The organism is Rhizobium sp. 62_C5_N11_2, from assembly GCF_051811185.1.
GTDB classification, from domain to species: Bacteria; Pseudomonadota; Alphaproteobacteria; order Rhizobiales; family Rhizobiaceae; genus Rhizobium; species Rhizobium leguminosarum.
In genome coordinates this window covers 347,545-371,388 of record NZ_JBPWPW010000003.1, presented here as the reverse complement: position 1 = coordinate 371,388, position 23,844 = coordinate 347,545, and the positions used below count along the sequence as shown (strand labels likewise).

Below are 23,844 nucleotides of genomic sequence, written 5' to 3'. Positions count from 1 at the left end.
ATCATAAAATTGAGGGAGACATGACATGTGCATCGCCTGCACCCATACCATCCACCGCGCCCAGCATAATTTCGGCTGGAACAAGGATTTCGCCCCCGCCGTCGTCGCCAAGCCCGGCGAGACGATCCACTTCGAATGCATGGATTCATCAGGTGGCCAGCTCGGAAGCGACGCGACGCTGGAAACGCTGAACGCGCTCGATTTCGGCAAGATCAATCCCGTCTCCGGCCCGGTCTATATCGAAGGCGCCAAGCCCGGCGATGCGCTGAAGGTGACGCTGCGCAAGTTCATCCCCTCGGGCGTCGGCTGGACGGCCAATATCCCAGGCTTCGGCCTGCTCGCCGATCAGTTCACGGATCCGGCGCTGCACGTGTGGTCCTATGACGCCAACAGCATGGTGCCCGCTCTATACGGTCCGGGCGGCCGCGTACCTCTGAAGCCCTTCGCCGGCACGATCGGCGTCGCACCCGCCGAGCCCGGCACCCATTCCGTCGTTCCCCCACGTCGCGTCGGCGGCAACATGGACATCCGCGACCTGACGGCGGGGGTGACGCTCTATCTGCCCGTCGAGGTCGACGGCGCGCTGTTTTCAATCGGTGATACCCATGCCGCCCAGGGCGATGGCGAAGTCTGCGGCACGGCGATCGAAAGCCAGATGAACGTCGAAGCGACGATTGAGCTCGTCAAGGACGCCAAGCTGCAGACGCCGCGCTTCACCACGACCGAACCGGTGACCCGCCATCTCGACGGCGCCGGCTACGAAGTGACGACAGGCATTGGCCCTGATCTGATGACCGGGGCGCGCGAAAGCGTCATGCGGATGATCGATCTTCTCGGCGCCGAACACTGCATGAGCGCCATCGATGCCTATCTGCTCTGCTCGGTCTGCGGCGATCTCCGGATCAGCGAGATCGTCGACCAGCCGAACTGGGTGGTTTCCTTCTACTTCCCGAGGATCGTGTTCGCGTGAACGAAGCCATGCCAGCCGCAGCGCCGGTGCTCAGCCTTCGCAATCTGAACGTCGATGCCCGCACACCCGAAGGCCGCAAGCCGGTGCTCCAGGATATCAGCTTCGAGCTTGCAAGCGGCGAAACGCTCTGCATTGCCGGCGAATCCGGCTCCGGCAAGTCGGTCACCTCGCTGTCGATCATGGGGCTCTTGCCGAAAGCCTCGCTGAAGGTCGCCTCCGGCAGCGTGCTGCTTGGCGAGCGCGACCTGCTCAAGCTTTCCGACCGGGCGATGCGCAGCGTGCGCGGCGGCGATATCGCCATGGTGTTCCAGGAGCCGATGACCTCGCTGAACCCGGTCATGTCGGTCGGCAGCCAGCTGACCGAGGCAATCCGCGCGCACCAGGGCAGCGAGAACGCCGAGGCGGTGGCGCTGAAGATGCTCGACGCCGTGCAGATCACCGAGCCGGCGCGGCGACTGAAGCAATATCCGCATGAGCTTTCCGGCGGCATGCGCCAGCGGGTGATGATCGCCATGGCGCTCTCCTGCCGGCCGAAGGTGCTGATCGCCGACGAGCCGACGACCGCGCTCGACGTCACCGTGCAGGCGCAGATCCTCCGGCTGATGCGCGAGTTGAAGCGCGAATTCGGCGCCTCGATCATCCTCATCACCCACGACATGGGCGTCGTCGCCGAAATGGCCGATCGCGTCGTCATCATGCAGAATGGCAGGATCGTCGAGCAAGGAACGGCGCTCGCCATCTTCCAGCGACCGAAGGAGGCCTATACCCAGCAATTGCTGGCCGCCGTCCCGCGGCTCGGCGCGCTTGCCGGCACCGACCGTCCGCCGCGCATCACCCAACGCGCCGTCGAGACACTGCATCCGGATCGCACGCCGGTCCTGAACGTGCGCGACCTCACCGTCACCTATGGCAATGCCGCAAGCCGGTTTTTCAAGGGCAAGCCGCCGGTCGCAGCCGTGGAAGGCGTGTCCTTCGATATCCTGCCGGGTGAAACGCTCGGCCTCGTCGGCGAAAGCGGCTCCGGCAAATCGACGACGGGCAAGGCCGTCCTCGGTCTCATCCCCTTCAAGGGCAACGTCCTGATCGACGGCCATGACATCGCCGGCCTCAGCCAGCGTGAGATGCGGCCCGTGCGCCGCTCGGCGCAGATGATATTCCAGGATCCCTATGCCTCGCTCGACCCGCGCACGGCCGTCGGCAAGGCGATCGGCGAACCGATGGTCATCCACGGTATCGGCAACCACAGCGAACGGCAGGACCGCGTCGCCGAACTGCTGCGCCGGGTCGGCCTGACGCCTGATGCGGCGACGCGCTACCCGCACGAATTTTCGGGCGGCCAGCGCCAGCGCATCTGCATTGCCCGGGCGCTGGCGCTGGAGCTCAAGTTGATCGTCGCCGACGAAAGCGTCGCGGCCCTTGACGTCTCCGTCCGCGCCCGGGTGCTCGACCTGCTGCTCGAACTCCAGGAAACGATGGGGCTCGCCTATCTGTTCATCTCCCACGACATGGCGGTGGTCGAGCGCATGTCCCACAACGTAGCTGTCATGCGCGCCGGCCGCATCATCGAAACCGGCACACGGCGGGAAATCTTCGAGAACCCCAGAGATGACTACACCCGCGCGCTGATCGCCGCGGTTCCGATCCCCGATCCGGAGGTCTATCGCGGCAGGGAAGCGCATGCGTGATTGAGGGTACTTGGTATCGCATTTGAGATCAGGTGATTCCGTCGTTGTATGGCGCCTTACGCAAGACTTCCTCGATTTCCAATTCTCTTTTTAGCCGCCATTCCTTTGACGCGAGTTCCAATAGCCTAAGCTGCTCCTGAAACATAAGCCTTCTGAATTCCGTGCCTGGCTTGCCATGCGTGGCCGCATGGCTGGAAGCCATGTCATGCGTTATGTCCGAAAATAGAAAATACAAAACATCGTCGATTGACGAGCATTTCACTCTCTCCAGTTCGACGCCACGCTCTTCAACGACGTAATATATTTCGTCATTGTCTCTAAGGTCGACGTATGGCGTTGCCATCCCGTCACCTTGAAATTGCACGATGGTTTTTGACCTGCCACTGAGAATTTCCTCCAGAATGGATTAGAGTCCGGCCTATTAAGGGACGGACGAATGAAGAAGCAGAGATTTACGGAAGAGCAGATTATCGGTGTGCTGAAGGAGCAGGAGGCTGGCGCGAAGGCGGCCGACCTCTGCCGCAAGCACGGGATTTCAGAAGCGACGTTTTATAACTGGAAAGCCAAATATGGCGGCATGGAAGTCTCCGAGGCGAAGCGGCTGAAGGCGCTTGAGGACGAGAATACCAGGCTGAAGAAGCTGTTGGCCGAACAGATGCTTGATGCAGCCGCGCTCTGCGAGCTTCTTGCAAAAAAATGGTAGGGCCTGCCGCCAAGCGTGAAGCCGTCACGCATCTGAAGGCCGTCATGGGTCTTTCGGAACGGCGGGCCTGCCAGATCGTATCCGCCGACCGCAAGACGATCCGTTATCGGTCCAATCGACCGCCGGAGGTCGATCTGCGAGCGAAGCTGCGTGACCTCGCTAATGAGCGACGGCGTTTCGGCTACCGGCGGCTATTCATCCTGCTTCGGCGAGACGGAGAGCCGTCCGGGGTCAATCGCATATACCGTCTTTATCGCGAGGAAGGGCTTTCCGTTCGCAAGCGAAAGGCCCGTCGGCGTGCTGTCGGCACGCGTGCGCCGATCCTGGTCGAAGCGAAGGCCAATGCCCGCTGGTCGCTGGATTTCGTCCACGACCAGTTTGCCTGCGGTAGACGCTTCCGGGTGCTAAACGTTGTCGATGATGTGACGCGCGAATGCCTGGCGGCAATCCCCGACACGTCGATCTCCGGTCGCCGTGTTGCTCGGGAACTGACGACGCTGATCGAACGACGCGGCAAGCCTGACATGATTGTCTCCGACAACGGCACCGAATTCACCTCGAATGCCATTCTTGCCTGGTCGAAGGATCACAAGGTCGAGTGGCACTACATCGCGCCGGGAAAGCCAATGCAGAACGGCTATGTCGAGAGTTTCAACGGTCGCATGCGCGACGAGTTGCTCAACGAGAGCCTCTTCTTCGGCCTCGATCATGCCCGCAGCGCCATCGCTGAATGGGCTGAGGATTATAACCATTTCCGGCCGCACTCATCGCTCGGATATCAGACCCCGGCAGACTATGCCGGGACCATCGCCGCAACCGGCTCCAACGCTGCGCAAGATGAAAGCTTCGCGTTTCCGCCGGTTGCTCACACCGCGCCATTTGGCGTATTCAAAGCCGCCGAGGCTCTAACCGCCGCTGGATGAAAGTTCAGTGGCAGGTCATTTTTCCGGTAGGCAGCCTAATTTTTTGCGCGACCTCCAGGAAGCGGTTCTCTATTGACCTTGCCCCGTTGAAATAATCCATTTTGAAGTAAGCTCTGGCCCATTGAGAGGACCAGGGAATGAAGCGCAATCGTTTCACAGACGAACAGATCATCGGCATTCTGAAGGAGCACGAGGCTGGCGCGCCGGTCTCGGAGCTTTGCCGCAAGCACGGCGTCAGCGATGCCAGCATCTATAAATGGAAAGCCAAGTTCGGCGGCATGGACGTATCCGAAGCCAAGCGGCTGAAGACGCTGGAAGACGAGAACACGAAGCTGAAACGGCTCCTGGCAGATGCGATGCTCGACAATGCGGCTTTGAAGGACCTTTTGGGAAAGAAGTGGTGACGCCCGCAGCAAGGCGGAAAGCTGTCGCTCATCTGATGGATCACCACCAGATGAGCGAACGGCGGGCGTGTAAAGCCATCGGGTTTTGCCGAATGACGATCCGTTACGAAACCAGCCGCGGCGACGATCATGGCCTTCGCGAGCGCATGAAGGCGTTGGCGAATGAACGCCGCCGCTTTGGCTATCGACGCCTTCATGTACTGCTCAGGCGCGAGGGACACCTTGTGAACCACAAAAAGCTTTTCCGGCTCTATCGGGAGGAGAAGCTCACCGTGCGCAAGCGCGGCGGGCGGAAGCGAGCGATAGGCACACGAGCACCGATGCTGATCCCGCTTGCCGCCAATGATCGCTGGTCACTGGACTTCGTGTCGGATCAACTCACCGATGGACGCAGGTTCCGGGTGCTTACGGTCGTCGACGATTGTACCAGGGAATGCCTGGGCCTCATCGCCGATACGTCCCTTTCCGGCCTGCGGGTTGCCCGTGAGCTGGACCGGATCATCGAGGGACGAGGCAAGCCGAAGATGATCGTCAGCGACAACGGCAGCGAGTTCACCAGCAACAAGATCCTGCAATGGACGGATCGGACCAAGGTGGAATGGCACTACATCGCACCGGGCAAACCGATCCAGAACGCCTTCATCGAAAGCTTCAATGGGCGGCTGCGAGACGAGTTCCTGAATGAAACGCTCTTCTCGTCACTGACCCATGTTCGATCAGCGCTTTCAAACTGGCGCAGCGATTACAACGATCATCGACCGCACTCTGGACTCGGCTGGATGACACCTGCCGAGTTCGCTCAGACAATCAACCCGCGACGTGATGCGGCGCTACGCAGCCGGAACGGCTCCGCACCGCTTCACGCCGCTACCGCCCAGAATACAGCAACCCAAAACCGCTGGAGCGAACTCAAAACTGGATAAAACTTGGGGGCAAGGTCACTATCTCTGCCCTTTTCGCCATGCTGCTACCTTAGACCCCGAAGTTTCATCCGGCGGCGATTGGAACCTCGACGATTTTGGATGCTCCAATTGGCACAGGTGATAGCAACCGGCGGAAACGCGTAAACTTCACAAAACATATGGTCGCGTGGTTCGACAATTCGGCAGATGCCTCATACATCGCCCACCCTGCCTAGCCGTTTGAGAAATTGGTAACAGCCCAGAAGTCTTCAGAGGTGCTTCTAACCCAATAACGATGGTATGTCGGGATCATATGCTCAAAATCGCCTTCAGCCCCCCACCAACCATCAAGCACGACCGCTTCATAGGAACGACCATGCACCATATGCATAAATATTTTGCGGTCGTAATTAATGTAGAACTTCGGCCGCTTCGAAAACAGCCGTATCCGCAGCTGAACCAGTTCTTCTCGCATCGGCGTGTTGAATAAAAGCTCCGTCTCCAACTCAGCATACTGGCCTTCGTCTTCCGAGAAGAGCTCCCGGCGCAGCAAAGTCCGCTGAGTCAACCTTCGCGGTTTCACCATCCCTATATCGGGGAAAGAGATCCGCGGTGAGCTGCGGAATGCCGTTGCGAAATTCACTCTGCAATTTCTTGCTCCACTGTTGGGCTGTTAAACCAGCGGGCATAAATCTGCGATACCGTTGCTCAGTACACATGGCATCAATGTTTTTCTGTTGATCAGGGGTAAAGTAATCAACCTGATCTATCAGCCAAATAGCTTCACCTCGATGGACGACAAAACCTACACACTGCTCCCTTGAAACCAGAGCTTTGCGTAATTCGTGATCAATTTCTGTCAAATTCATTGAAGAACGTTTAGCTACGCTTTTTGCTTCGACTGGACATCCTCTCATTCCATTCTGCTTGCGTGATAACCCTTCCTGAATTTTCAACCTTCTTTCGAACGTCCCCGTCGGGATCGCTTCTGAAATAGACGTCAAAAACGCCGTCCTCATCCCGCCAAATTTCGATTTGGCGTCGCAAACACTGGTACAGAGCCTTGTTCGTCCGTGACGGAGTCGCGAGATTAACTACGAAATCAACGAGAATATTCTTTCTATTAAGCTTCGTCTTCCAAAGAAATATACTATCAAGGAGAGCATCTACGTTCCATCCAAAATAATCAGGTAGCACCCCCTGGCCCCAAAACATCTGAAATAAATCTTCGTCGCGCTCCACAATTCTATCGAGCCGGACCACTAAATCGTATCCAACCGTCGGGTCTGGCGCTTTATTGTAGTAGATCATTTCATAGATCCTCAAAGCTTCCATAGTGATTCGGACTGAACCAGATACTGCCGTCCGTTGAGTATAGAAGTCTGGCGGTGCTGCCAACAACAAGCCGCGTGCCTTAGCCCCGGCTTGAACATCCTTTCTCCAGCCTTCAACGTCGCCGTGGTATCCAACCGCATGGAACAAAGGGCCATTCGGCGGTGTGATCCTACATCCTCGTTCATTCATTCCACCGCGTGTTGCTGCCCTTGGGCAACAGAAGAAGTGAGACTTCGAAATTGCTTACGAAAATTACTTTTTCCATCATCGGAGAAATAGACGATTTCGACCCCATCGACGTGATCGACACCTGGAATGACGCGTGCGTCATCTCGTTCGATCTTGCCTCCATATTCTTTCCAGCCTGTCTAGTTCACTTCCCACGCCTCCTCCTTGATCGCGCATTCAAGTACACCAATCTCAAGCAGCCCGAGCGATCCAGCAGTGTAAAAATTCCTACTGATCAACTGGCCTTTTACGGTTGAGAGTAACAATGTCGTCTCATGTCACCATACCGGGGGCGCCCAAACCAAACGTCAAACATTCTTTAACATTGCTTTATATTCGCTTAGCGCTTCGAGGGTCGCATCGATTTCTGGCGCATACTCTGGGACTTCCCGCCGGTAGGCTTCCAGAAGTGCAATGCTGTCGTCAACCCGATAGCTTGTCCTGCACATGCCATAGAAAGTTTCAAATAAGTTCTTCAACGATCGTCTTTCCGAGTATTTCGCCCTGGAAAACTCTCCAATCAGTGTGTCGCCTGAAAATTCAAGGCTTTTACCATAGTAAAGCGCTGAAAGTACTGCTCCTATACGCTCCTCAGGGCTGTTATCCGTTCTTGAAAGCGTTTCAACGATGTCTTCCTCGCCTTTCCTTTCCGGTGCTTCATATCTCATCCAATAGGTCTCCCCTTCGGCGTGAACAGCCCTGCTCGGATAGGGGCATCCTTTTCAATTTGTCTGACCTTGCCCCGTTGAAATAATCCATTTTGAAGTAAGCTCTGGCCCATTGATAAGCCCGCTGGGCGGAGGCGATCAGGCCGGGATTGTCGAGATCGCCGTAGCCTTTGTAGCGAGTACTATATTATTCCAAGAAACAGATATCCAGTCGATCCACTTTCCACGAAACCATTTTTCCGCGGAGAAACCCAAAATCCTCAGAGAGAACGTCATCAAAAAAAGCTATTGCTCCACAGTTAATATTTCCCTCGTCCAACATGCCAGTCAATAAGTATGAGTAGTCTGTTCCCGTCCGAAAAATTGACGGCAATTCATCGTTAGATTCTTCAATAAAATACTCATTCAACACAACAGCAACCAGTTCTACTTCGTATACTTCTCCGACATGTACTGGATACGGCATATAACTCGCGAAGCAAGTTAGCCTCTCCTCACAAATTAGCACTGAAACCTCTTCTTCGATATCATCTCCTATTTTCTCGATTAGCGCAGAATATATCAATTTATTGACCTTATCGTTTTATCCATTGGATCTCCATTTAGCATTTTCCAAAAGCTATTCCCGCTGACCTTGCCCCCAAGTTTTATCGCATGTAATTCCGCTTCAGGATTTCGACAAAAGCATCGGACATACCGTTCGAATGGAAGCGCAAGTCTGTTGCGGCTGACCTTGCCCCCAAGTTTTATCCAGTTTTGAGTTCGCTCCAGCGGTTTTGGGTTGCTGTATTCTGGGCGGTAGCGGCGTGAAGCGGTGCGGAGCCGTTCCGGCTGCGTAGCGCCGCATCACGTCGCGGGTTGATTGTCTGAGCGAACTCGGCAGGTGTCATCCAGCCGAGTCCAGAGTGCGGTCGATGATCGTTGTAATCGCTGCGCCAGTTTGAAAGCGCTGATCGAACATGGGTCAGTGACGAGAAGAGCGTTTCATTCAGGAACTCGTCTCGCAGCCGCCCATTGAAGCTTTCGATGAAGGCGTTCTGGATCGGTTTGCCCGGTGCGATGTAGTGCCATTCCACCTTGGTCCGATCCGTCCATTGCAGGATCTTGTTGCTGGTGAACTCGCTGCCGTTGTCGCTGACGATCATCTTCGGCTTGCCTCGTCCCTCGATGATCCGGTCCAGCTCACGGGCAACCCGCAGGCCGGAAAGGGACGTATCGGCGATGAGGCCCAGGCATTCCCTGGTACAATCGTCGACGACCGTAAGCACCCGGAACCTGCGTCCATCGGTGAGTTGATCCGACACGAAGTCCAGTGACCAGCGATCATTGGCGGCAAGCGGGATCAGCATCGGTGCTCGTGTGCCTATCGCTCGCTTCCGCCCGCCGCGCTTGCGCACGGTGAGCTTCTCCTCCCGATAGAGCCGGAAAAGCTTTTTGTGGTTCACAAGGTGTCCCTCGCGCCTGAGCAGTACATGAAGGCGTCGATAGCCAAAGCGGCGGCGTTCATTCGCCAACGCCTTCATGCGCTCGCGAAGGCCATGATCGTCGCCGCGGCTGGTTTCGTAACGGATCGTCATTCGGCAAAACCCGATGGCTTTACACGCCCGCCGTTCGCTCATCTGGTGGTGATCCATCAGATGAGCGACAGCTTTCCGCCTTGCTGCGGGCGTCACCACTTCTTTCCCAAAAGGTCCTTCAAAGCCGCATTGTCGAGCATCGCATCTGCCAGGAGCCGTTTCAGCTTCGTGTTCTCGTCTTCCAGCGTCTTCAGCCGCTTGGCTTCGGATACGTCCATGCCGCCGAACTTGGCTTTCCATTTATAGATGCTGGCATCGCTGACGCCGTGCTTGCGGCAAAGCTCCGAGACCGGCGCGCCAGCCTCGTGCTCCTTCAGAATGCCGATGATCTGTTCGTCTGTGAAACGATTGCGCTTCATTCCCTGGTCCTCTCAATGGGCCAGAGCTTACTTCAAAATGGATTATTTCAACGGGGCAAGGTCACGGCTGCTGATCAAAGCGGAGGGGTCAATGCCTCATCATCGAACTTCCGGATTTCAATTACTCCTAGTCCGGACTTAAGCTTGACTCCCCACGGCCCAATTCGAATTTTAACAATTCGTCCATCGTGATGCGTAATCCAAAAATCCACTTTAGAGACCTGCGGTCCCTCATGACGGATAGCTGAATAGTGCTTTGCTGCGAGATCCAGGTGACTTTCATCACCCTTAAATACACAGTCAGTTATTTTTGGACCAAATCCGTCCGCTGGAACCCACTTTGTCTGTGGGTAACGGATCCATTGCTTTCGCGTTGAATCTTTCAGATAATTAGTACCTAACTGGGTTCGCAAATCGGCAGTAAACACTAAAGATCCATCGTCCTGCTCGGCATAAGCCGTCACGCTCGACCGGGTAGCGTTCATGGTTGCCGCGTATGCAAAGTTGACGATTTCACAAGATGGGTCTTCGCCATTGTCACTGTTAGCTTCCGCCGGTTGAACTGCGCTAATAACGACCAAGGTCGCCCCCGCCAATCCCATCAAAAGTTCAGAGATGCACTTCATGAATCGCCCCTATCTTGAAGGCCTCATCATGTACTCAGATGACTCTGATGCAAAGCTAGATTGAAGTGCAACGAAGCGGTGTGCCACTCGCACGTTGTCGGGTAGACTTTCGATTTGATGGCAGGCAACTTTGCCAGAAGCCGTCGTTAGATTTCAGCCAAGCGGTTTGCGATGAGTTCCGCCTTCATCCAATGGGTCTCTGTGTGGACATGTCCTTCCCTGACATATTCCCCCACGCATTCAGGCATGGCATTCTCCGCGAACGCGCCCGAGTCCTTGCCACAAAGCCCTCTTGCTTATTCAGATCCAGCGTTTTTGCCAAATCATCGAATAAACCTGGCCGGTAAGGACCACGATAAATTGTCGGAACGGGCGGGTGATTCTCACCGATGATACGCTCCTCGTCGGCAAGTTGAGGCGAAATCCCGGCGCCAAACGCTTTTAGTCAATCGCGGGGAGGATGATAGCGGCTGTCAGGACTTCGCGCATGAGTTCGGTATTTCGCCAAAACTCAGGCGGTTTCCGCACTTACAAACAATCGACGGCATTGTTTACGTCCCAATTACAACAACGTCTTTGATGTTCGTTATAATTTGAGTTAGGCCCCTGTCATCTCTCAATTCGGTAGACCTACCAAAACTTGGGGCAGGCGGCGAAAGAACCCCTTAGGCTGCGCAGCAACGGCCAATCGAGATCGCTTTCCAAGCGCGCTTCAAGGCGTATCATCCCTTGTGAAATGATTGGTTCAAGTACTTGAATTGTGGTTTCAAAGGATGTTGCAGTTCGCTCGATGACAAAACGGAAGTTTTCGCTCATGTCCACAAGCCTGAGGATTTTCGGTTCTTGCGATGAAAGGCCGGTTGTAAATTCATCCCACACGTCCGTATCGAACCAAACATCTGTCGCCAGGTAGGAAAAACACCCAGTCGAATGCTTTATGCTCAACCGGACGCTCCAACGCGTTGAGCGATGATCGTTTGGATCCAGCTCTAAAAACCCCAGCTCCAAGGAAAGGCTTTCCGATTCAAAAATCACATCAGTCATGGACATACAGGGCATGCTTGATCACAGGGAGGAGGTCCTCTGGTCTTTTGCTGAAAATCAGTTCCCAGCCGTTTGCATTGTAAATCTTATCAAATTCGATGCTGCCAGCAGAGGATATTTCTCTTACTCGCCGAATGCGGAGACGACACACTGCAAATACCATCGGAATACCGCGTGACTGCTCTATTTGGGGCTATTCAATTCCGAAAATATGTCGATGTTCCTCCCGCATTCGTTTGCCGAGAAGTTTGACGACGGGGCCACATAAAGACTCGTCTGGCAGAAGATGCTCGACAAATGAAACCGAGATCAATTCTGTCAACCATTCACTTTGGCCCAAGAAATTATCCTCCAAGTAGGCGAGGAAGCTTCTCACCCACTCATCGTCAGGAACTCGTTCAACAAGGCGGCAATAATCTGCCATTAATAAATGAGGTAAGATTTCACCGTCATTGTCTTTCAAATGTTCGGAAATACATCTTCAAGCTGCCTAAATTTGAAAGCCGCCCCCGCTGTAAATGCCACGCAGACAGCTGGTGTCATAGCATTCCTTTGAGCGACATCGCGCTGGCGCGGCCTACAATGAATCAACGCGATCTACGACGATCATCCCAAGGCACGAAAACGGGATCGGGATCCATATCACCGGCTTGGAAGGTCGGCACAAGCTCGCCGATCTTGTTCGGTATCTTCACTACATTCGCCCTGATAAGCTGTTTGATTTCATCACGATATTGCAGAGCCCTTTTCTCTTGCACCTCTTTTTCGGCGTCCGATTTCGGCTGTCGCGATTTGGTATGCTGAAGTCGTCTTTGAAAGTATGGCGCTCCAACTCTTTCGTTTTGAATATGCATGGACCCGCCATGCATGATAGGTTCACCTGGCTCTTCATCCATTTCATCAAGTATATCTAGAATATCTTGCGTAGCCATGACTATTATCCGGCACCCTCTCGAGTGAGCCAGGAAAAAATTTAGAATATGCCCCGATCGCCTGTATAATTCCTCCCGATCCTCTGACTGATCGCAGTGAGGAATACCGTCAAAAAACGTATGATCTTCCAAGATCCCGATTTCCGGGACAGCAGGATGGGTCCTTTGCTTACCAACAGCGATCATGTCCCCGGTATCGAGATTCAAAAGCATGTAATCAACCGACATTTCGACCTCTACTTTGGATAGGAATACACAAGTTTACCCTGTGCCGTGTAAATCGTTATAGTTGGCGCGTTCTGGTCGTACAGGGCATCCGACATGACATTTTTCATGGCCTGTTCGGCTGTCCCGCGGCTCAGATTAGCGGCGCGGCCGTCTATGACAATCGAAGCCCCCGAGGCCACCCGGGTTTTAGAGTCAATTTTTTCCAGGATAGAACGTTGCACCGTGACGGTGCTATTCTTTGATACGGTCGCCAACTCGAAACGCTGGTCGTTTATTATGAAGTCCAGGCCTCCGTTCTTGGATCCGCCAAGAATAACGACCTTGTTTCCCGAATTCGCAGAATCATATGCAAATTGTATCTCTTCTTGGGAAACACTCTTCAGGGATGCTGCAAAAACAGAACCGCCGTTTGTACCGACACTTTCGCCCTTGGCCAAGACGTCGAACTCAGACTGCGCCGCCTCGAACACTTCGGAAGCGCGGGTTTTCGTGCTCTGCTGAATAAACTTATTGATATCCGGTCCGCAGGCGTTGTGCACCCACACTGGCTGGGCATTGTCGTTGTCCGCTTGCTTTACGAAGTAGGTATGAAAGTCCGCAATCGTCAGATTGTAGGCATCGAGCTGCTTGTTTTCGGTACGAACTCCAACGACCTCGCTCCAGCCGCCGTCCGCATCGAACAGTTGCTGACCAATCTTAAGATCACGCGCCGTAACCCACGAACCGTTGACAAATCGCGCCATTACATCGCGACCCTCCGAGAATGCTGCGTTACTTGCCAATCTTTGCTTCGAGATCGCGAAGAAAGGATGCGTCAGCGTCGTGGTTATGGTTTGCCGATGACCTCCTTTTTCCATCCGAAGTGTCAGATATACCGTCTTAGAATGTCTGTTACCGAATTGCGCAAGCACGGGTTTAAATCCCTCATGCCCAAGCTCATCTCGTGACCAAACTTGGGTGCTCCCCGGCTGAATATTGCGGATTGCGGTAAAACCTTGATCGGTCTTCACAAGGGTTGAGCCGTCAAATGAACAAGCAGAGCATGAGCCTCCAACGCACTCACCGACTTCATCGGCTTCGTTGTCAGCATTGGTAGGAAGCCCGTCGACATTTACACCGGAGGCCTTGAACTTCGCGAAGAGCGTCAACACCTGCAGGAGGGCGAGAAGGTCGCCGTTGTTAGCTTTCGCGATAAGCGATGGGATGGCGGTAAAGCCAGAAGGATCGCGAATGAGAAGATAGATAAGCTTTGACCCGTCGCGTTTTTCTTGTTCGGAAAGCTTATCGAGCCCGTTAGGCGCCATGATTTTCCAGATTTGTTCCAGGCCACCATTGTCTTGCAGCTCTTTGAGAGCAGCTTGATACTGATCTTCGGGAAGAAGCCATGAGGCCGTGCCACTATAGCTGGAAAGCGCTGCCACCATATTGGCGAACACAGCATCGCAGCCGGCTGCTTGGAACCCGCCTGGCTGGCAAGCTACGTAAGCATCCTGCTGTTGCTTATCCTTTGCCTCCAGGCGCGTCTGCTCACCGCAGGCTTTAGTGTCCGTACGCTTTGAGGCATCACACGCTGCTTTGGCAGCATTCAGCGCATCATTGTCGGCGTGATCGAGATAGTTGTACTGATAGTTAGCAGCGCCATACCCAGCGCCTTCAGCGCCACCCACAGCTCCGCCTACACCAGCAGCAAGGGTTGCACCAATCAGCTTGGCGAGCGCGTCGCCTTCCGGCGTTCCTTCGTATTTTGTGCCCTTGAGCATGCCCTTGACGAGTTCGGCGATGGCCGGCGCCATTAAGGTCGTGGCAGCCCCACCGAGAGCAGCTTTGATCGCTCCCTCCCAACCGTTAACGCCACCAAGGATGCCGCCGCCTATGGCGTGCAGCAGTGCACGGCCAGCACCACCTTCCTTCCAGTAATCCATTCCGACTTGGTCTTGGTTCAGAGCAGCCTGTTTGTAGAGCTCACTGCCGATGTCCCCGACTAACCCCGCCATGGTCTTCTGCGCTTCCTGTAGATCGGCCTGTGTCTTATACTGGTCGCGCAGGATGTTCTGCAGATCCGGCAGGCCGGGCAGCGAGGTGTTGGTGTTGTCGGTGTCCCGGCGAATTGTGCCGATGTCCTGCGTCTGGTGCTCGGGGTCGGTGATGGTGATGCCGATGTTGCCGCCGATGGCCGAATAGGCCTTGCCGCTGGCGCTTTCCCCGTCGTTGACCTTGGCGAAGCTCAAGCCGCCGGCGCCGATCGAGCCGCCGTAGGTGTCGGCCTTCCAGGAAGAATGCGTATCGACATCGGCGACATCGAGCGTGCCGGTTTCGAAGTGGTTCAGCTCCGCTGAAGCCTGGCTGGTGATCAGGCCACCGACGAGCGTCGTCTGCTTTTCAACGGTGAGATTGAGACCGCCGGCGGCTGCATGGATGCCGGATTGTTCGGCGACGACGGCGGCGTCGCCCGTCGCCTTCTGCGTCGCGCCGGAGACGCCGGTGGAGCCAAGGCCAATCTGGCCCGAGAGGCTGAGCTGATCGGCATGGGCCTTCGTCGTATCCACCAGGCTTTCGACCATCAGATTTCTGACGTCGGCCGTCACGGAATTGCCGGTAACAGACGCCCCTCTCAACGCCAGATCGTTCGTGAGGATGGTGACGTCGCCGGTGCCGCTGACATGGGAGTTCGTATGGCTGGTGCCGACGGTGTCGGAACCGCCCTTGCCGTAGGAGCCGCTGGCGCCGACATCTGCGCTGCACCCTGTCTTCGTGGTGCAGCCGAAATTGACGCCGACGCCGGCGCTAAAGGATGAGTTCTTGCTTGACGTATCCGACGTGCCGGTTGCCGCATTCAGATTGATATTGCCATTCTGCGCCGACAGGAAGATATCGCCAGCCAGAGGATCGTCGGAGATGGTCGGCAGTCCGAACTTGTCGTAACCGGCGACGATCTGCGCCCCGTCGCTGGTGATCGAACCATTCTCGGCCTCCATAGTGATCGAGCGGCCGGCGCCGATAGCGGTCACGACGGGCGTCGAAGATGACGAAGACGAGCTGCTTTCCTGATGGCTGACGCCGGCATTGATGCCGATGTTGAACGATAGCCCCGTTGCGACGTTCGGATCTGCGCTGGTCAGACCGTCATAAACGCCCTGAAGGTTTTTGATGCCCTGATAGAAGCTGAGGCCGGCAATCGCACTGTTGGTCAGTCCATTAACGCCGCCCGGATCGGACAAGCGCTCTGCCCCGTTCATAATGCTCTGGGCTGCACTTCCCAACTGGCTGGAGACGCTAAGCGTCACGCCGGCGAATGTCTTCTCATGCACCTCCTGGTAATTGGTGACGTCGTTGGCCGAGAGAAGATTAATGTCCTTGCCGGCAAACAGGTTGACATCGCGTTCGGCCGAGGCCCCCGCGGCTTGCAGATTGACGTTGTTGCCGGCGGAGATGTTGAGGTCGCGGCCGGCAGACAGCATCGAGGCCGCATTGGTGTCGGATTGTTGTGCCGAGCTGTCCTTGCTCGTCTGCGCGCCGATGCCTACCGAGAAGCCGCCCCCGCTCGAACCGAAGGAAATGCCGAAGCCAGACTTCTTCTCCTGTTCGGACTGCGAGAAGCTTTCCGCACCCGGCGTCACGTTGACGTCACGCTTAGCCGACAGGTTGATGTCGTTCTCGGCATCGACGGACGAACCCATGATGTTCAGGTCGGTTGTTCGAGCTTTGAGATTGACGTCCTCGCCGGCCGAAAGTGCCGAACCGACATTCAGTGTCGACGCCTGGGCGCCCTTGTTCTGCTGGCTGCCATAGATCGAAATGAAGCCGCCACCGCCGCCGACGCCGAAGCCGGATTTCTTGCGCTGCTCCTCTAGCTCGTGGGTTTCCTGCGCCCCGATGATCGAGACGCTGTCGCCCGTGACGGAAATCGATCCGTCGGCATTGGCCTTCGAGCCCGATATCACCGCCGCGCCTTCGGCGGTCAGATTGATATTGCCCGATGCGCCGAGCTCGGAGGCGACGGTCGTCTCATCGTAGCTCTTGTGGCTGGACGAACCCTTGGACAGGAAGCCGCTACGCGAGCTCTTGTCGTCCTTGGCGCTGGTATCCATTCCGGAGGCGATGATCAGGTCACCGCCGGCGCTGATGTTGAGGTCCGCCGGGTCGGCGCCGGCCTCGTTGCCGGCTTCGATCTTCGAGGCCGAGATGACCGTGTCCTTGCCCGAAGAGATATCGACGCCGCCACCGCCTGTGATGGCGGAACCGACGGCCGTCGTCGTTTCCAGATGCGTAGTCGTCTTCTCGCTGCTGCCGAGGAAACCGCCCTTGGTGCTGAGCTTGGTGTCGAGGGTGGCGGTGTCGGTGGCTTCGGCGATGGTTACGTCGCCATCGGCCTTGAGAGAAAGCTTGCCGTCGGCGGCGAGCTTGCTGCCGACGATGTTGAGGTCGTGATCGCCGCTGCCGTTGCCTGCCGTCACCGAGAGATCGCCGCCGGCGGATATCTCCGAGCCGACATTGGTGATCGACGAGGCGGATTTCTTGCCGAAGGAGCTGGCGGATGTTTCCTGAGCGGCAGTGATATTGATATCGTCGCCGGCATTCAGCGCGACATTGTCACCACCCTTGATGGAGGAGCCGGAGAGCAGGATGTCGTCGCCGGCCTTGATCGTCGCATTCGTGCCGGCGGATAGCTGCGATTGCTGCTGGTCGGTGGAGAGGGTCTTGGTGTAGCCGGATTGGTTGTTGCGGGCGACATCGGTCGACACCACGGCCACCGAGCCCTTGTCGGCGGTCACGTCAAGCGTCGTTCCCGCCTTGGCGGAACTGCCGATGACGTTGGCATTGTCGGTTGCCTTGATCGACAGAGCCTTACCACTGGCGACCTGGGTGCCGGTGGCATTCTGCTGGCCTGCGTTGTCAACCTTGGCCGCAGCCAGCGTCACGTTGTTGCCGGTGAGCGAGGCGTCGCGCGTTGCATTGACCTTGACGCCCTTCAGCGCCAGATCGCCGCTGCCGCCGGCAAGCAGCAGATTGCCGCCTGCCGTCACGCCTGCATTGGCATTGACGAGGTTCTGGCCGCCGATCGTCATCGTCTGGGCCGCCAGCGTGATGCCGTTGGTGGCATTGAGCGTCGTGTCGCCGCGCGACAGGAACGTGCCGCTGCCCTGGATGGAGCTGCCGGAGACGGTAAGGCCGCCAGCGGATGCGATCAGACTGGAATTGTCCAGATTGCCGACATTCATATCGACCGAGCCGCCCGCCATGACGGCGCCGGCGCCGCTAAGCTTCTGCCGGTCGGCGGCGGCGACGTAGACGACAGGAGCAAGCACCTGGACGCCGTCGACAGTCTGCCACTGGTAGAGGACGATCGACTTGGTGAGGGCCGCCGCCTGCTCCGGAGTAAGCCCTTGGCCGACAACTAGGCCGTTATCCCTGGCATAGTCGGCACCGTTGTCGAGCAACGTCTTCATCTGCTCGATGGCGTCATTGCCGGCGATGAAGGTGCTTCTGCCGAGGCCTTCGCCGACAAGCTGCCGCAACTGCGTGTCGATCAGCTGGTTCTCGAAATAGGCATCGCCGAGGAACGGAACTGTCGTCTCCGGCACGTAGCCGATTTTGTTCATGAAATAGCCGGAGCCATAGAACTTGCCGACATCGAGATAGGCTGCGCGGGTTTCGAACAGGAAGATCTGTCCGGGTATGGTGCCGCCGACGCCGCCCGATTTCGGCTTGGCGGCGGCCGCAAGGGCCGCGCCGTCGACGCGGATGCGGTCGGCAATATTGCCGAGCCCGGCACGCAGGCTGCCGCCATTGGCGGTGACGCCGCCGAGCGCCGAGTTGACATTGAACAACGCGCCGCCGGCGGTCAGGCCGTCGAGCGCTGAAAGCGGATCGCCGGGATTGCTTGATGCCGCCAGGCTGGCGCCGCCTGCCATCGAGCCGGCCGCCGAGGTGTTGTTGACGCTGCCGAAATTGACGGAGAGGGCGCCGCCGGCCTTGATGTTGGCCGATACGCCGCCGATCGCCTGGACGGAGCTGACGATCGTCGTGCCGTTGGCGATGTTCTTCGAGGGATTGGCGTTGCCATTGGCATCATAGGCCGTGCAGGCGCCCTGCGCGTTGCAGGTTGTCGTCGTCGTGCGAAAGAGGGTGACGCCGGTATTGGTCAGCGTTGAGCCCTCCAGCGTCGCGTCGCCGCCGGCCTCGATCGAGCTGTAGGAGTTGGTGAGATTCGTGGCGTCGATCGAAAGGTTGCGGCTCGCCCGGATCGTCGCTTCCGGGCTGAGCGTGCCGACCATGCGGTCCTCGTAGACCGACTGACTGAGATGGGACGACCAATCCCAGGAGTAGGTGGTGCTTTCGTCCGAGCCGCTGAAATTCACCTCGTCGACGATGAAGTATCGCGACGGATTGTTGGGATCGGCAACCGGATTGCCGTTCGCGTCCCTCGGCACCCGGTCCCTGATCCAGTCGATGATCGGCCCGACCTTCTCCGGTCCGTCGGCCGAGATCCAGGTCCAGGCGCGGTAAGTCGTGCCGTCGGCAAGCGTCGCCTTCGACCAGAGCAGCGGCTGATAATCCTGCCACAAGCCCGGATCGACGCCCGCATAGAGCTGGTACATGTTCTGATCTGCGGTCTCGAGGTAACCGAACGGCAGGCCGGCGGCAACGGGATTCAGCGTGAAACCGCTGACGACGCCTGAAGACACCAGCGTCCCGGTCGTCCATTGCGGCGTGGCAACCCGCCTGTTGGTCAGGTTGCTGGTCAGGATCGACATGTCGTTTCCGGCCTGGATCAGGCCGGAAATATTGGTGAACTCAGTGTTTCTCAGCCCGGCCGCCACCCCGGCGATCTGAAGGTCATGGTTGGCGAGGATGGCGCCCTGATTGTTGGTGAGCACGCCGCCGACGAAGAGGCTGGCGTCTTTGCCGGCATAGGCGAGGCCCGTGGCGTTGTTGGTGAGGTTGCCGGAAACATTGAAGGTGAGATCGTTGCCGGCGGCCAATTGCCCGGCATTGATCAGCGACGGCAGCGTCAGCGTCAGGTCGTTGGCGGCGAGCAGCGCGGTGCCGGCCGTCGTCGTAAGACCGGTCGCATCGATGGCGATATCGCCCGAACCGCCGGCGGTGGTAATGGCATTGACCCGGGCGCCGCTGAGATCGGCCGTGCCGGAGAGATTGAGAGCCAGGCCGCCGAGAGTGAGGCTGCTGTTGGCGAGGTTAGCGCTTGCGGCATTGAGCGTCAGCGTACCGCCGGCAGCAATGTTGCTCGCCCGGCCATTGGAGAGATCGATATTCGTCGTGGTGAGCGTCAGGTTGCCGGCTGTGCGGGTGGGATTGCCGTAGCTGATCTGGCCGCCAGACGCAGTGAGCGCAGCGCTGCTGAGGCTCTGGAGCTTGTTATAGGCAATATTCTGGCCGGCGCTGGCCGAAAGAGCGCCGCTGCTCAGTAGGGCGTCGCCGGCCGTGATCGAACCGCTTGTGGCCGCAAGGCTCATGCTGCCGGTCTGCTGGAGCTTCAGCGTGTCGGCGGATGCAGCGGTGGCGGCGAAGTCGAGGCCGGAAACGAGAGTATCGACGGTGATATCCCGCGCCGAGAGGCTGGCGTTGCCGGCGGCAAGCGACTGGCCGGTAAGGTCGATCGTGCCGCCGGCGGCGATCGTCATGTCCTGATGCGCAACGACGTTGGCGCTGACATCACCCGCTGCGCTGGCGTCGACGTTTCCGGCGGCAAGCAAGTTGCCGGCGCTGATATCGGTGGCCGTCGCCTTGAGCGTGAGAGCGCCGGTCTGCCCGAGGGCAATGTCGCCATTGGTCGACTGCGCGGTGGCGGCAAAATCGACGCCGGAGACGATGGCGCCGGCCTGAATTGCCGGACCCGTGACCGAGACGTCGCCGGCTCCAAGGAGCTGGCCGGTGACCGATGTATCGGCGTTGATGGTAACGGCTCCGTGGCCGCTGACATTATCGGCCTGGAAACGACCGGCATCGATGAGGAGAGCGCCTGCGGCAAGCAGCGTGTCGATATCGACGCTCCCGCTGCTGCCGGCATCAAGCATCAGGTCGCCGGCCGTACCGACGGCGATGGCACCGCCCGGCGAGGCGGCGGTGGCGGCAAAGTCCATGCCGGCAACGATCGTGCCCGCTGCAATCGAACCGCCGCTGATCGATACATCGCCGGCGCCGAGGAGCTGGCCGGTGATATCAGTGTTGCCGGAAAGCGCGATCGCGCCATGGCTGGTGATGGCGGCGGCACTGAGGTTGGCGGCGGAAGCCGAGATGTTGCCTGCCGCAAGCAGGGTGCCGGTATCGATGTCACCACTGGCGGCAAGGGAGAGATCGCCGCTCTGCGTCAGCACGATATTGCCGCCGGCCGCTTCCGTTCCCGCAAAGTCGATGCCGGCGATGATCGCATCGGCTGCGATGGCCGAGCCGGTGAGGTCGATGTTGCCGCCACTGAGGATCTGACCGCTGATGTCAGTGGCCGCGTTGATCGCGATGGCGCCATGCGCAATGACGCTCTGGGCTGTCAGCGCCGCTGATGTGACCGACGTATCACCGGCCGACAGAAGCGCGTCGACATCGACGGAGCCGCTGCTGGCGGCAAGCTGGATGTCGCCGGCCCCTGATAGAACTGTGCTGCCGTTTGCCGCCGCATTCGTCGCAGCGATGTCGAGACCCGAGACGACCGTAGCGGCCGAGATCGAACGGCCTGAAGCCGTGACGTTGCCCTGCGCCAGCACATCGCCGGAGATGCCGATATCGGCGCCTGCGGAAAGCGCGATATTGTTGCTGCTGACGAGCGAGGCAGCCGAGATCGCGCCTGATGTGGCGGTGATGGAGAGCGCCCCGGTGCCCTTTACCGCACCGGCGACCTGAATGTCACCCGACGTGCTGGACAGGGTAAGCGCATTGCCGGCGATAACGCTGCCGGCGGCAATGCCGGCATCCGACGACATCAGGACGTTGGCGGCGCTGTTCACCTCGGCGCCGACACTCAACAACCCGCTGCCGCTCGAAAGCAGGATGTCGCCGTCGGCGGCAACCGTATCGAGGGTAATTCCCTGATCCGCCTGAACGGCAACCTTGGCTTTTGACGCCACCTTGGCGGCCGTCACCTTCGCCTTCGAGGAGATCGAAACGCCCTGCTGGCCGGAGACGTTGCCGAGCGAGATCTTGCCGTCGGCCGACAGCGACAATTCGTTGGTGTTGGCCGCAAGATTGCCGCTCATGCGCACGCCGGCGCCCTTTTCGGTGACGACGATCTTGATGCGATCGGCCTGCATGGCGCCAAGTGCTGTGCCGTCGATCGCATATTCCGGTGTGCCGGAGATCGGAGCGAGGGCCTGGGAATTGCCCGTCGCGTAGTCGAAGTTGGATGCACCCGCCGTCACGCGCAGGTCCTTGCCATAGACCGGGCCGTTGACGTGGACCGCGCGCGAGACGATGTCGAAGAGATCGACCGCGGCGGGCCCGGCAGCGAAGTTGCCGCCGTTCGGTCCAATGGTGACATCCCCGCCATTGACGATAAAGCCGTTGAGCTTGCCATCGGCCCCAATCTGCGGCGCGCCTGTGGTCAGCGTCGCATGCGGCGTGTTGATGAAGCCGCAGCCGTCGCAGGTGATGCCGTTCGGATTGGCGATGACGACATCGGCGCGGCCGCCGAACACCTCGGTCGGGCCGTTCAAAGCCGAGCGATTGCCGCTGGTCACCTCGTTGAGGATGACCGATGCCGGAGCAGAATTATTCAGATTAGGATTGCCCGGCGTGACGCCGCCGAGATTGGAATTGCCGATCTCGCCCTTGTAGTTGTTGAGGATGAGGCCCGGCGTGCCGACGTTGAAATTGTCGTATTTGTTATGCGACAAGCCGGTTGCATTCGGGGTGACGATGTCGATCAGCGGCACGCCGTTCGGGGCGGCGCCGACGCCCGGCTGGTTGGCGGCGGGCGCCGTGGTGCTCGCAGAGACCGACTGCGCATTGGCAAGCATCGGCTGAAAGACCAAGAGCGTGCTGAGCACGATGGCAAGCGAGCGATTGCCAAATCTGCCGAGCCGGCAGCCAAGCCCCCTTGCTTCAGAACCAAGGCCGGTTTTCTCACGCATCGTTTTGTCTTCCCAAACGCACAACTGGTTTTGTGTCTCGATATCAATCGTGGCTCGGCGCCGCCGTCACTGCGGCGGCGCTGGGCCTCATCGCAGGATTTATTTCTGGCTGAGCCAGGTCTTCACATTGCGGGTGAAAGAATTGGAGAGCCTTTGGGCGAGCGCGTCCTCTCCCTGGGACTGCACAGCTTTAATGGCCATCGCAATGACGATGCCGATTTCGCCACCTCCCTTTACGCCTTTATCGTCGCCGCGAATGCTTTGGGCTTCGGCGATCAACTGGCCTGTCTTGACATCTTCGAGCCGCACCGTTCCCTGGATGTAGCTATCGGTCCCGGCAATGACGCGTCCTGGCTTGCTCGACACGTTGACCGTATGCAGGGTCACAACCAGACGACCTTTGACGGGTCCGCCGGGCAAGCCGGTCAGCTCGCGCGCCATGGTGCTCTGCAATGTGCGAACGACTGCCGGCAGCTGCGGGTCCGGCTTCGTGCGATCGAAGAACCCGCCCATCGTGACATCCGGAGCCGTCTCGACCCGGATCTGCGAGACCGAGGTCTGCTTGAGCGCGGCGACAAGCCGAGGGTCGGTGGTGACGCAGGACGCAAGTGTCGCCGCCAGAAGGAGAAGGGTTAGAAAACGCACGATACGCATAGAGAAACTCCGGGATTCAGGCATAGGGTTCGAGTGTCAGCGAAATTCAGTTCCTGTTGTCCGACGACGATGCAGGCTTGGCCTTGGCGTCGAGATGCTTGTAGAGCTCGGTCAACTGGGACTTGGGCGCGGGGCACCCTTTCGATTTGGCAATGCTGGTCAGGACATTGTTCCTGTTGCGCAACGCATCGATCTCGACCTTTTCGGGGGATTTCGGATCCATGAAAAACAGCGCAGGCAGAAACAGCAGGACGCCGGTCGCGCCGAGGACGATATTCTTGCCCTGCGCGTCCGTCCGCTCCTTCACTGTCGACGTGATCTGCCGTTCGTTCGCCTCGAATTCACGTGCGATGCCGGCACAATCGAACGCGCTGTCGGTCGGGTTGGTCGAAGCGACCGGCCGGGCATCCCGGCCGGCGCAGCCGGCAAGCGAGATGGAAAGGGCAAGAATCAGCGCTGTCGATGTTGAAAAGGTCTGAGTGAGATCATTCTTCGAAATATTGCCGGTGGTCATTTTTGCTTCC

15 protein-coding genes and 1 pseudogene are annotated in these 23,844 nt (G+C 58.1%); 4 read left to right on the top strand and 12 right to left on the bottom strand.

Going from position 1 to position 23,844, the window contains the following annotated elements; genetic code table 11:
- Positions 1–25 precede the first annotated feature (25 nt).
- Both AB8B31_RS30800 and AB8B31_RS30795 read left to right on the top strand, forming a co-directional pair.
- The gene (locus AB8B31_RS30800) at positions 26–970 is read left to right on the top strand and encodes an acetamidase/formamidase family protein (protein ID WP_018246582.1); all 945 of its coding nucleotides are present in this window, start codon (positions 26–28) and stop codon (positions 968–970) included.
- Positions 967–2,655, top strand: a complete 1,689-nt coding sequence (locus tag AB8B31_RS30795; protein ID WP_018246581.1) for an ABC transporter ATP-binding protein — start codon at positions 967–969, stop codon at positions 2,653–2,655. The genes AB8B31_RS30800 and AB8B31_RS30795 overlap by 4 nt, the downstream gene beginning before the upstream one ends.
- Before the next feature lie 28 nt (positions 2,656–2,683).
- Here AB8B31_RS30795 and AB8B31_RS30790 read toward each other — a convergent pair whose 3' ends face one another.
- Positions 2,684–2,998: an Imm63 family immunity protein gene (locus AB8B31_RS30790; RefSeq protein ID WP_018517208.1), complete on the bottom strand. Its 315-nt coding sequence runs from the start codon at positions 2,996–2,998 to the stop codon at positions 2,684–2,686.
- 93 nt (positions 2,999–3,091) lie between these two features.
- Between AB8B31_RS30790 and AB8B31_RS30785 the strand changes: the two genes are divergently transcribed.
- Positions 3,092–4,281 (top strand): IS3 family transposase gene (locus AB8B31_RS30785; protein WP_085990120.1). Its coding sequence is split into 2 segments (ribosomal slippage): positions 3,092–3,344 and positions 3,344–4,281, totalling 1,191 coding nucleotides; the frame shifts between segments, so codons are not numbered across the junction.
- A 137-nt stretch (positions 4,282–4,418) separates the two neighbouring features.
- Positions 4,419–5,608 (top strand): IS3 family transposase gene (locus AB8B31_RS30780; protein ID WP_130747538.1). Its coding sequence is split into 2 segments (ribosomal slippage): positions 4,419–4,668 and positions 4,668–5,608, totalling 1,191 coding nucleotides; the frame shifts between segments, so codons are not numbered across the junction.
- 211 nt (positions 5,609–5,819) lie between these two features.
- On the opposite strand, the gene AB8B31_RS30775 is transcribed toward AB8B31_RS30780, so the two are convergent.
- From AB8B31_RS30775 to AB8B31_RS30725, 11 genes and pseudogenes are all read right to left on the bottom strand, one after another.
- On the bottom strand, positions 5,820–6,230 hold the full coding sequence (locus tag AB8B31_RS30775; protein WP_130768815.1) for a hypothetical protein: 411 nt from the start codon (positions 6,228–6,230) through the stop codon (positions 5,820–5,822).
- Between the two features lie 236 nt (positions 6,231–6,466).
- Positions 6,467–6,898, bottom strand: a complete 432-nt coding sequence (locus AB8B31_RS30770; RefSeq protein ID WP_245268296.1) for a barstar family protein — start codon at positions 6,896–6,898, stop codon at positions 6,467–6,469.
- A gap of 560 nt (positions 6,899–7,458) precedes the next feature.
- The gene (locus AB8B31_RS30765; protein ID WP_018246576.1) at positions 7,459–7,818 is read right to left on the bottom strand and encodes a hypothetical protein; all 360 of its coding nucleotides are present in this window, start codon (positions 7,816–7,818) and stop codon (positions 7,459–7,461) included.
- A gap of 746 nt (positions 7,819–8,564) precedes the next feature.
- A protein-coding gene (locus AB8B31_RS30760) for an IS3 family transposase (protein ID WP_130747538.1) occupies positions 8,565–9,754 on the bottom strand; the annotation gives its coding sequence in 2 pieces (ribosomal slippage) (positions 8,565–9,505 and positions 9,505–9,754; 1,191 coding nt in all).
- A 74-nt stretch (positions 9,755–9,828) separates the two neighbouring features.
- The gene (locus tag AB8B31_RS30755; protein WP_018246574.1) at positions 9,829–10,380 is read right to left on the bottom strand and encodes a hypothetical protein; all 552 of its coding nucleotides are present in this window, start codon (positions 10,378–10,380) and stop codon (positions 9,829–9,831) included.
- Positions 10,381–10,759: 379 nt separating this feature from the next.
- A pseudogene (locus AB8B31_RS30750) lies at positions 10,760–10,873 on the bottom strand (RNA ligase family protein); the annotation flags it as partial.
- Positions 10,874–11,010: 137 nt separating this feature from the next.
- Positions 11,011–11,430 carry a hypothetical protein gene (locus AB8B31_RS30745; protein ID WP_108565348.1) on the bottom strand — a complete coding sequence of 140 codons (420 nt, stop codon included), beginning with the start codon at positions 11,428–11,430 and terminating at the stop codon, positions 11,011–11,013.
- Positions 11,431–12,011: 581 nt separating this feature from the next.
- Positions 12,012–12,584 carry a hypothetical protein gene (locus AB8B31_RS30740; protein ID WP_018246570.1) on the bottom strand — a complete coding sequence of 191 codons (573 nt, stop codon included), beginning with the start codon at positions 12,582–12,584 and terminating at the stop codon, positions 12,012–12,014.
- A gap of 8 nt (positions 12,585–12,592) precedes the next feature.
- Complete coding sequence (locus tag AB8B31_RS30735) at positions 12,593–22,666, bottom strand: hemagglutinin repeat-containing protein (RefSeq protein ID WP_439007650.1); 10,074 nt, start codon at positions 22,664–22,666, stop codon at positions 12,593–12,595.
- A gap of 99 nt (positions 22,667–22,765) precedes the next feature.
- Complete coding sequence (locus AB8B31_RS30730) at positions 22,766–23,320, bottom strand: hypothetical protein (RefSeq protein ID WP_439007649.1); 555 nt, start codon at positions 23,318–23,320, stop codon at positions 22,766–22,768.
- Between the two features lie 46 nt (positions 23,321–23,366).
- Positions 23,367–23,834, bottom strand: a complete 468-nt coding sequence (locus AB8B31_RS30725) for a hypothetical protein (RefSeq protein ID WP_018246567.1) — start codon at positions 23,832–23,834, stop codon at positions 23,367–23,369.
- Between the last annotated feature and the right edge of the window lie 10 nt (positions 23,835–23,844).

Excerpts from the sequence above, each read along its gene's own strand:
- AB8B31_RS30800 (WP_018246582.1), top strand. The coding sequence starts at position 26 with ATGTGCATCGCCTGCACCCATACCATCCACCGCGCCCAGCATAATTTC.
- AB8B31_RS30790 (WP_018517208.1), bottom strand. The coding sequence starts at position 2,998 with ATGGCAACGCCATACGTCGACCTTAGAGACAATGACGAAATATATTAC.
- AB8B31_RS30770 (WP_245268296.1), bottom strand. The coding sequence starts at position 6,898 with ATGATCTACTACAATAAAGCGCCAGACCCGACGGTTGGATACGATTTA.
- AB8B31_RS30765 (WP_018246576.1), bottom strand. The coding sequence starts at position 7,818 with ATGAGATATGAAGCACCGGAAAGGAAAGGCGAGGAAGACATCGTTGAA.
- AB8B31_RS30755 (WP_018246574.1), bottom strand. The coding sequence starts at position 10,380 with ATGAAGTGCATCTCTGAACTTTTGATGGGATTGGCGGGGGCGACCTTG.
- AB8B31_RS30745 (WP_108565348.1), bottom strand. The coding sequence starts at position 11,430 with ATGTCCATGACTGATGTGATTTTTGAATCGGAAAGCCTTTCCTTGGAG.
- AB8B31_RS30740 (WP_018246570.1), bottom strand. The coding sequence starts at position 12,584 with ATGTCGGTTGATTACATGCTTTTGAATCTCGATACCGGGGACATGATC.
- AB8B31_RS30735 (WP_439007650.1), bottom strand. The coding sequence starts at position 22,666 with ATGCGTGAGAAAACCGGCCTTGGTTCTGAAGCAAGGGGGCTTGGCTGC.
- AB8B31_RS30730 (WP_439007649.1), bottom strand. The coding sequence starts at position 23,320 with ATGCGTATCGTGCGTTTTCTAACCCTTCTCCTTCTGGCGGCGACACTT.
- AB8B31_RS30725 (WP_018246567.1), bottom strand. The coding sequence starts at position 23,834 with ATGACCACCGGCAATATTTCGAAGAATGATCTCACTCAGACCTTTTCA.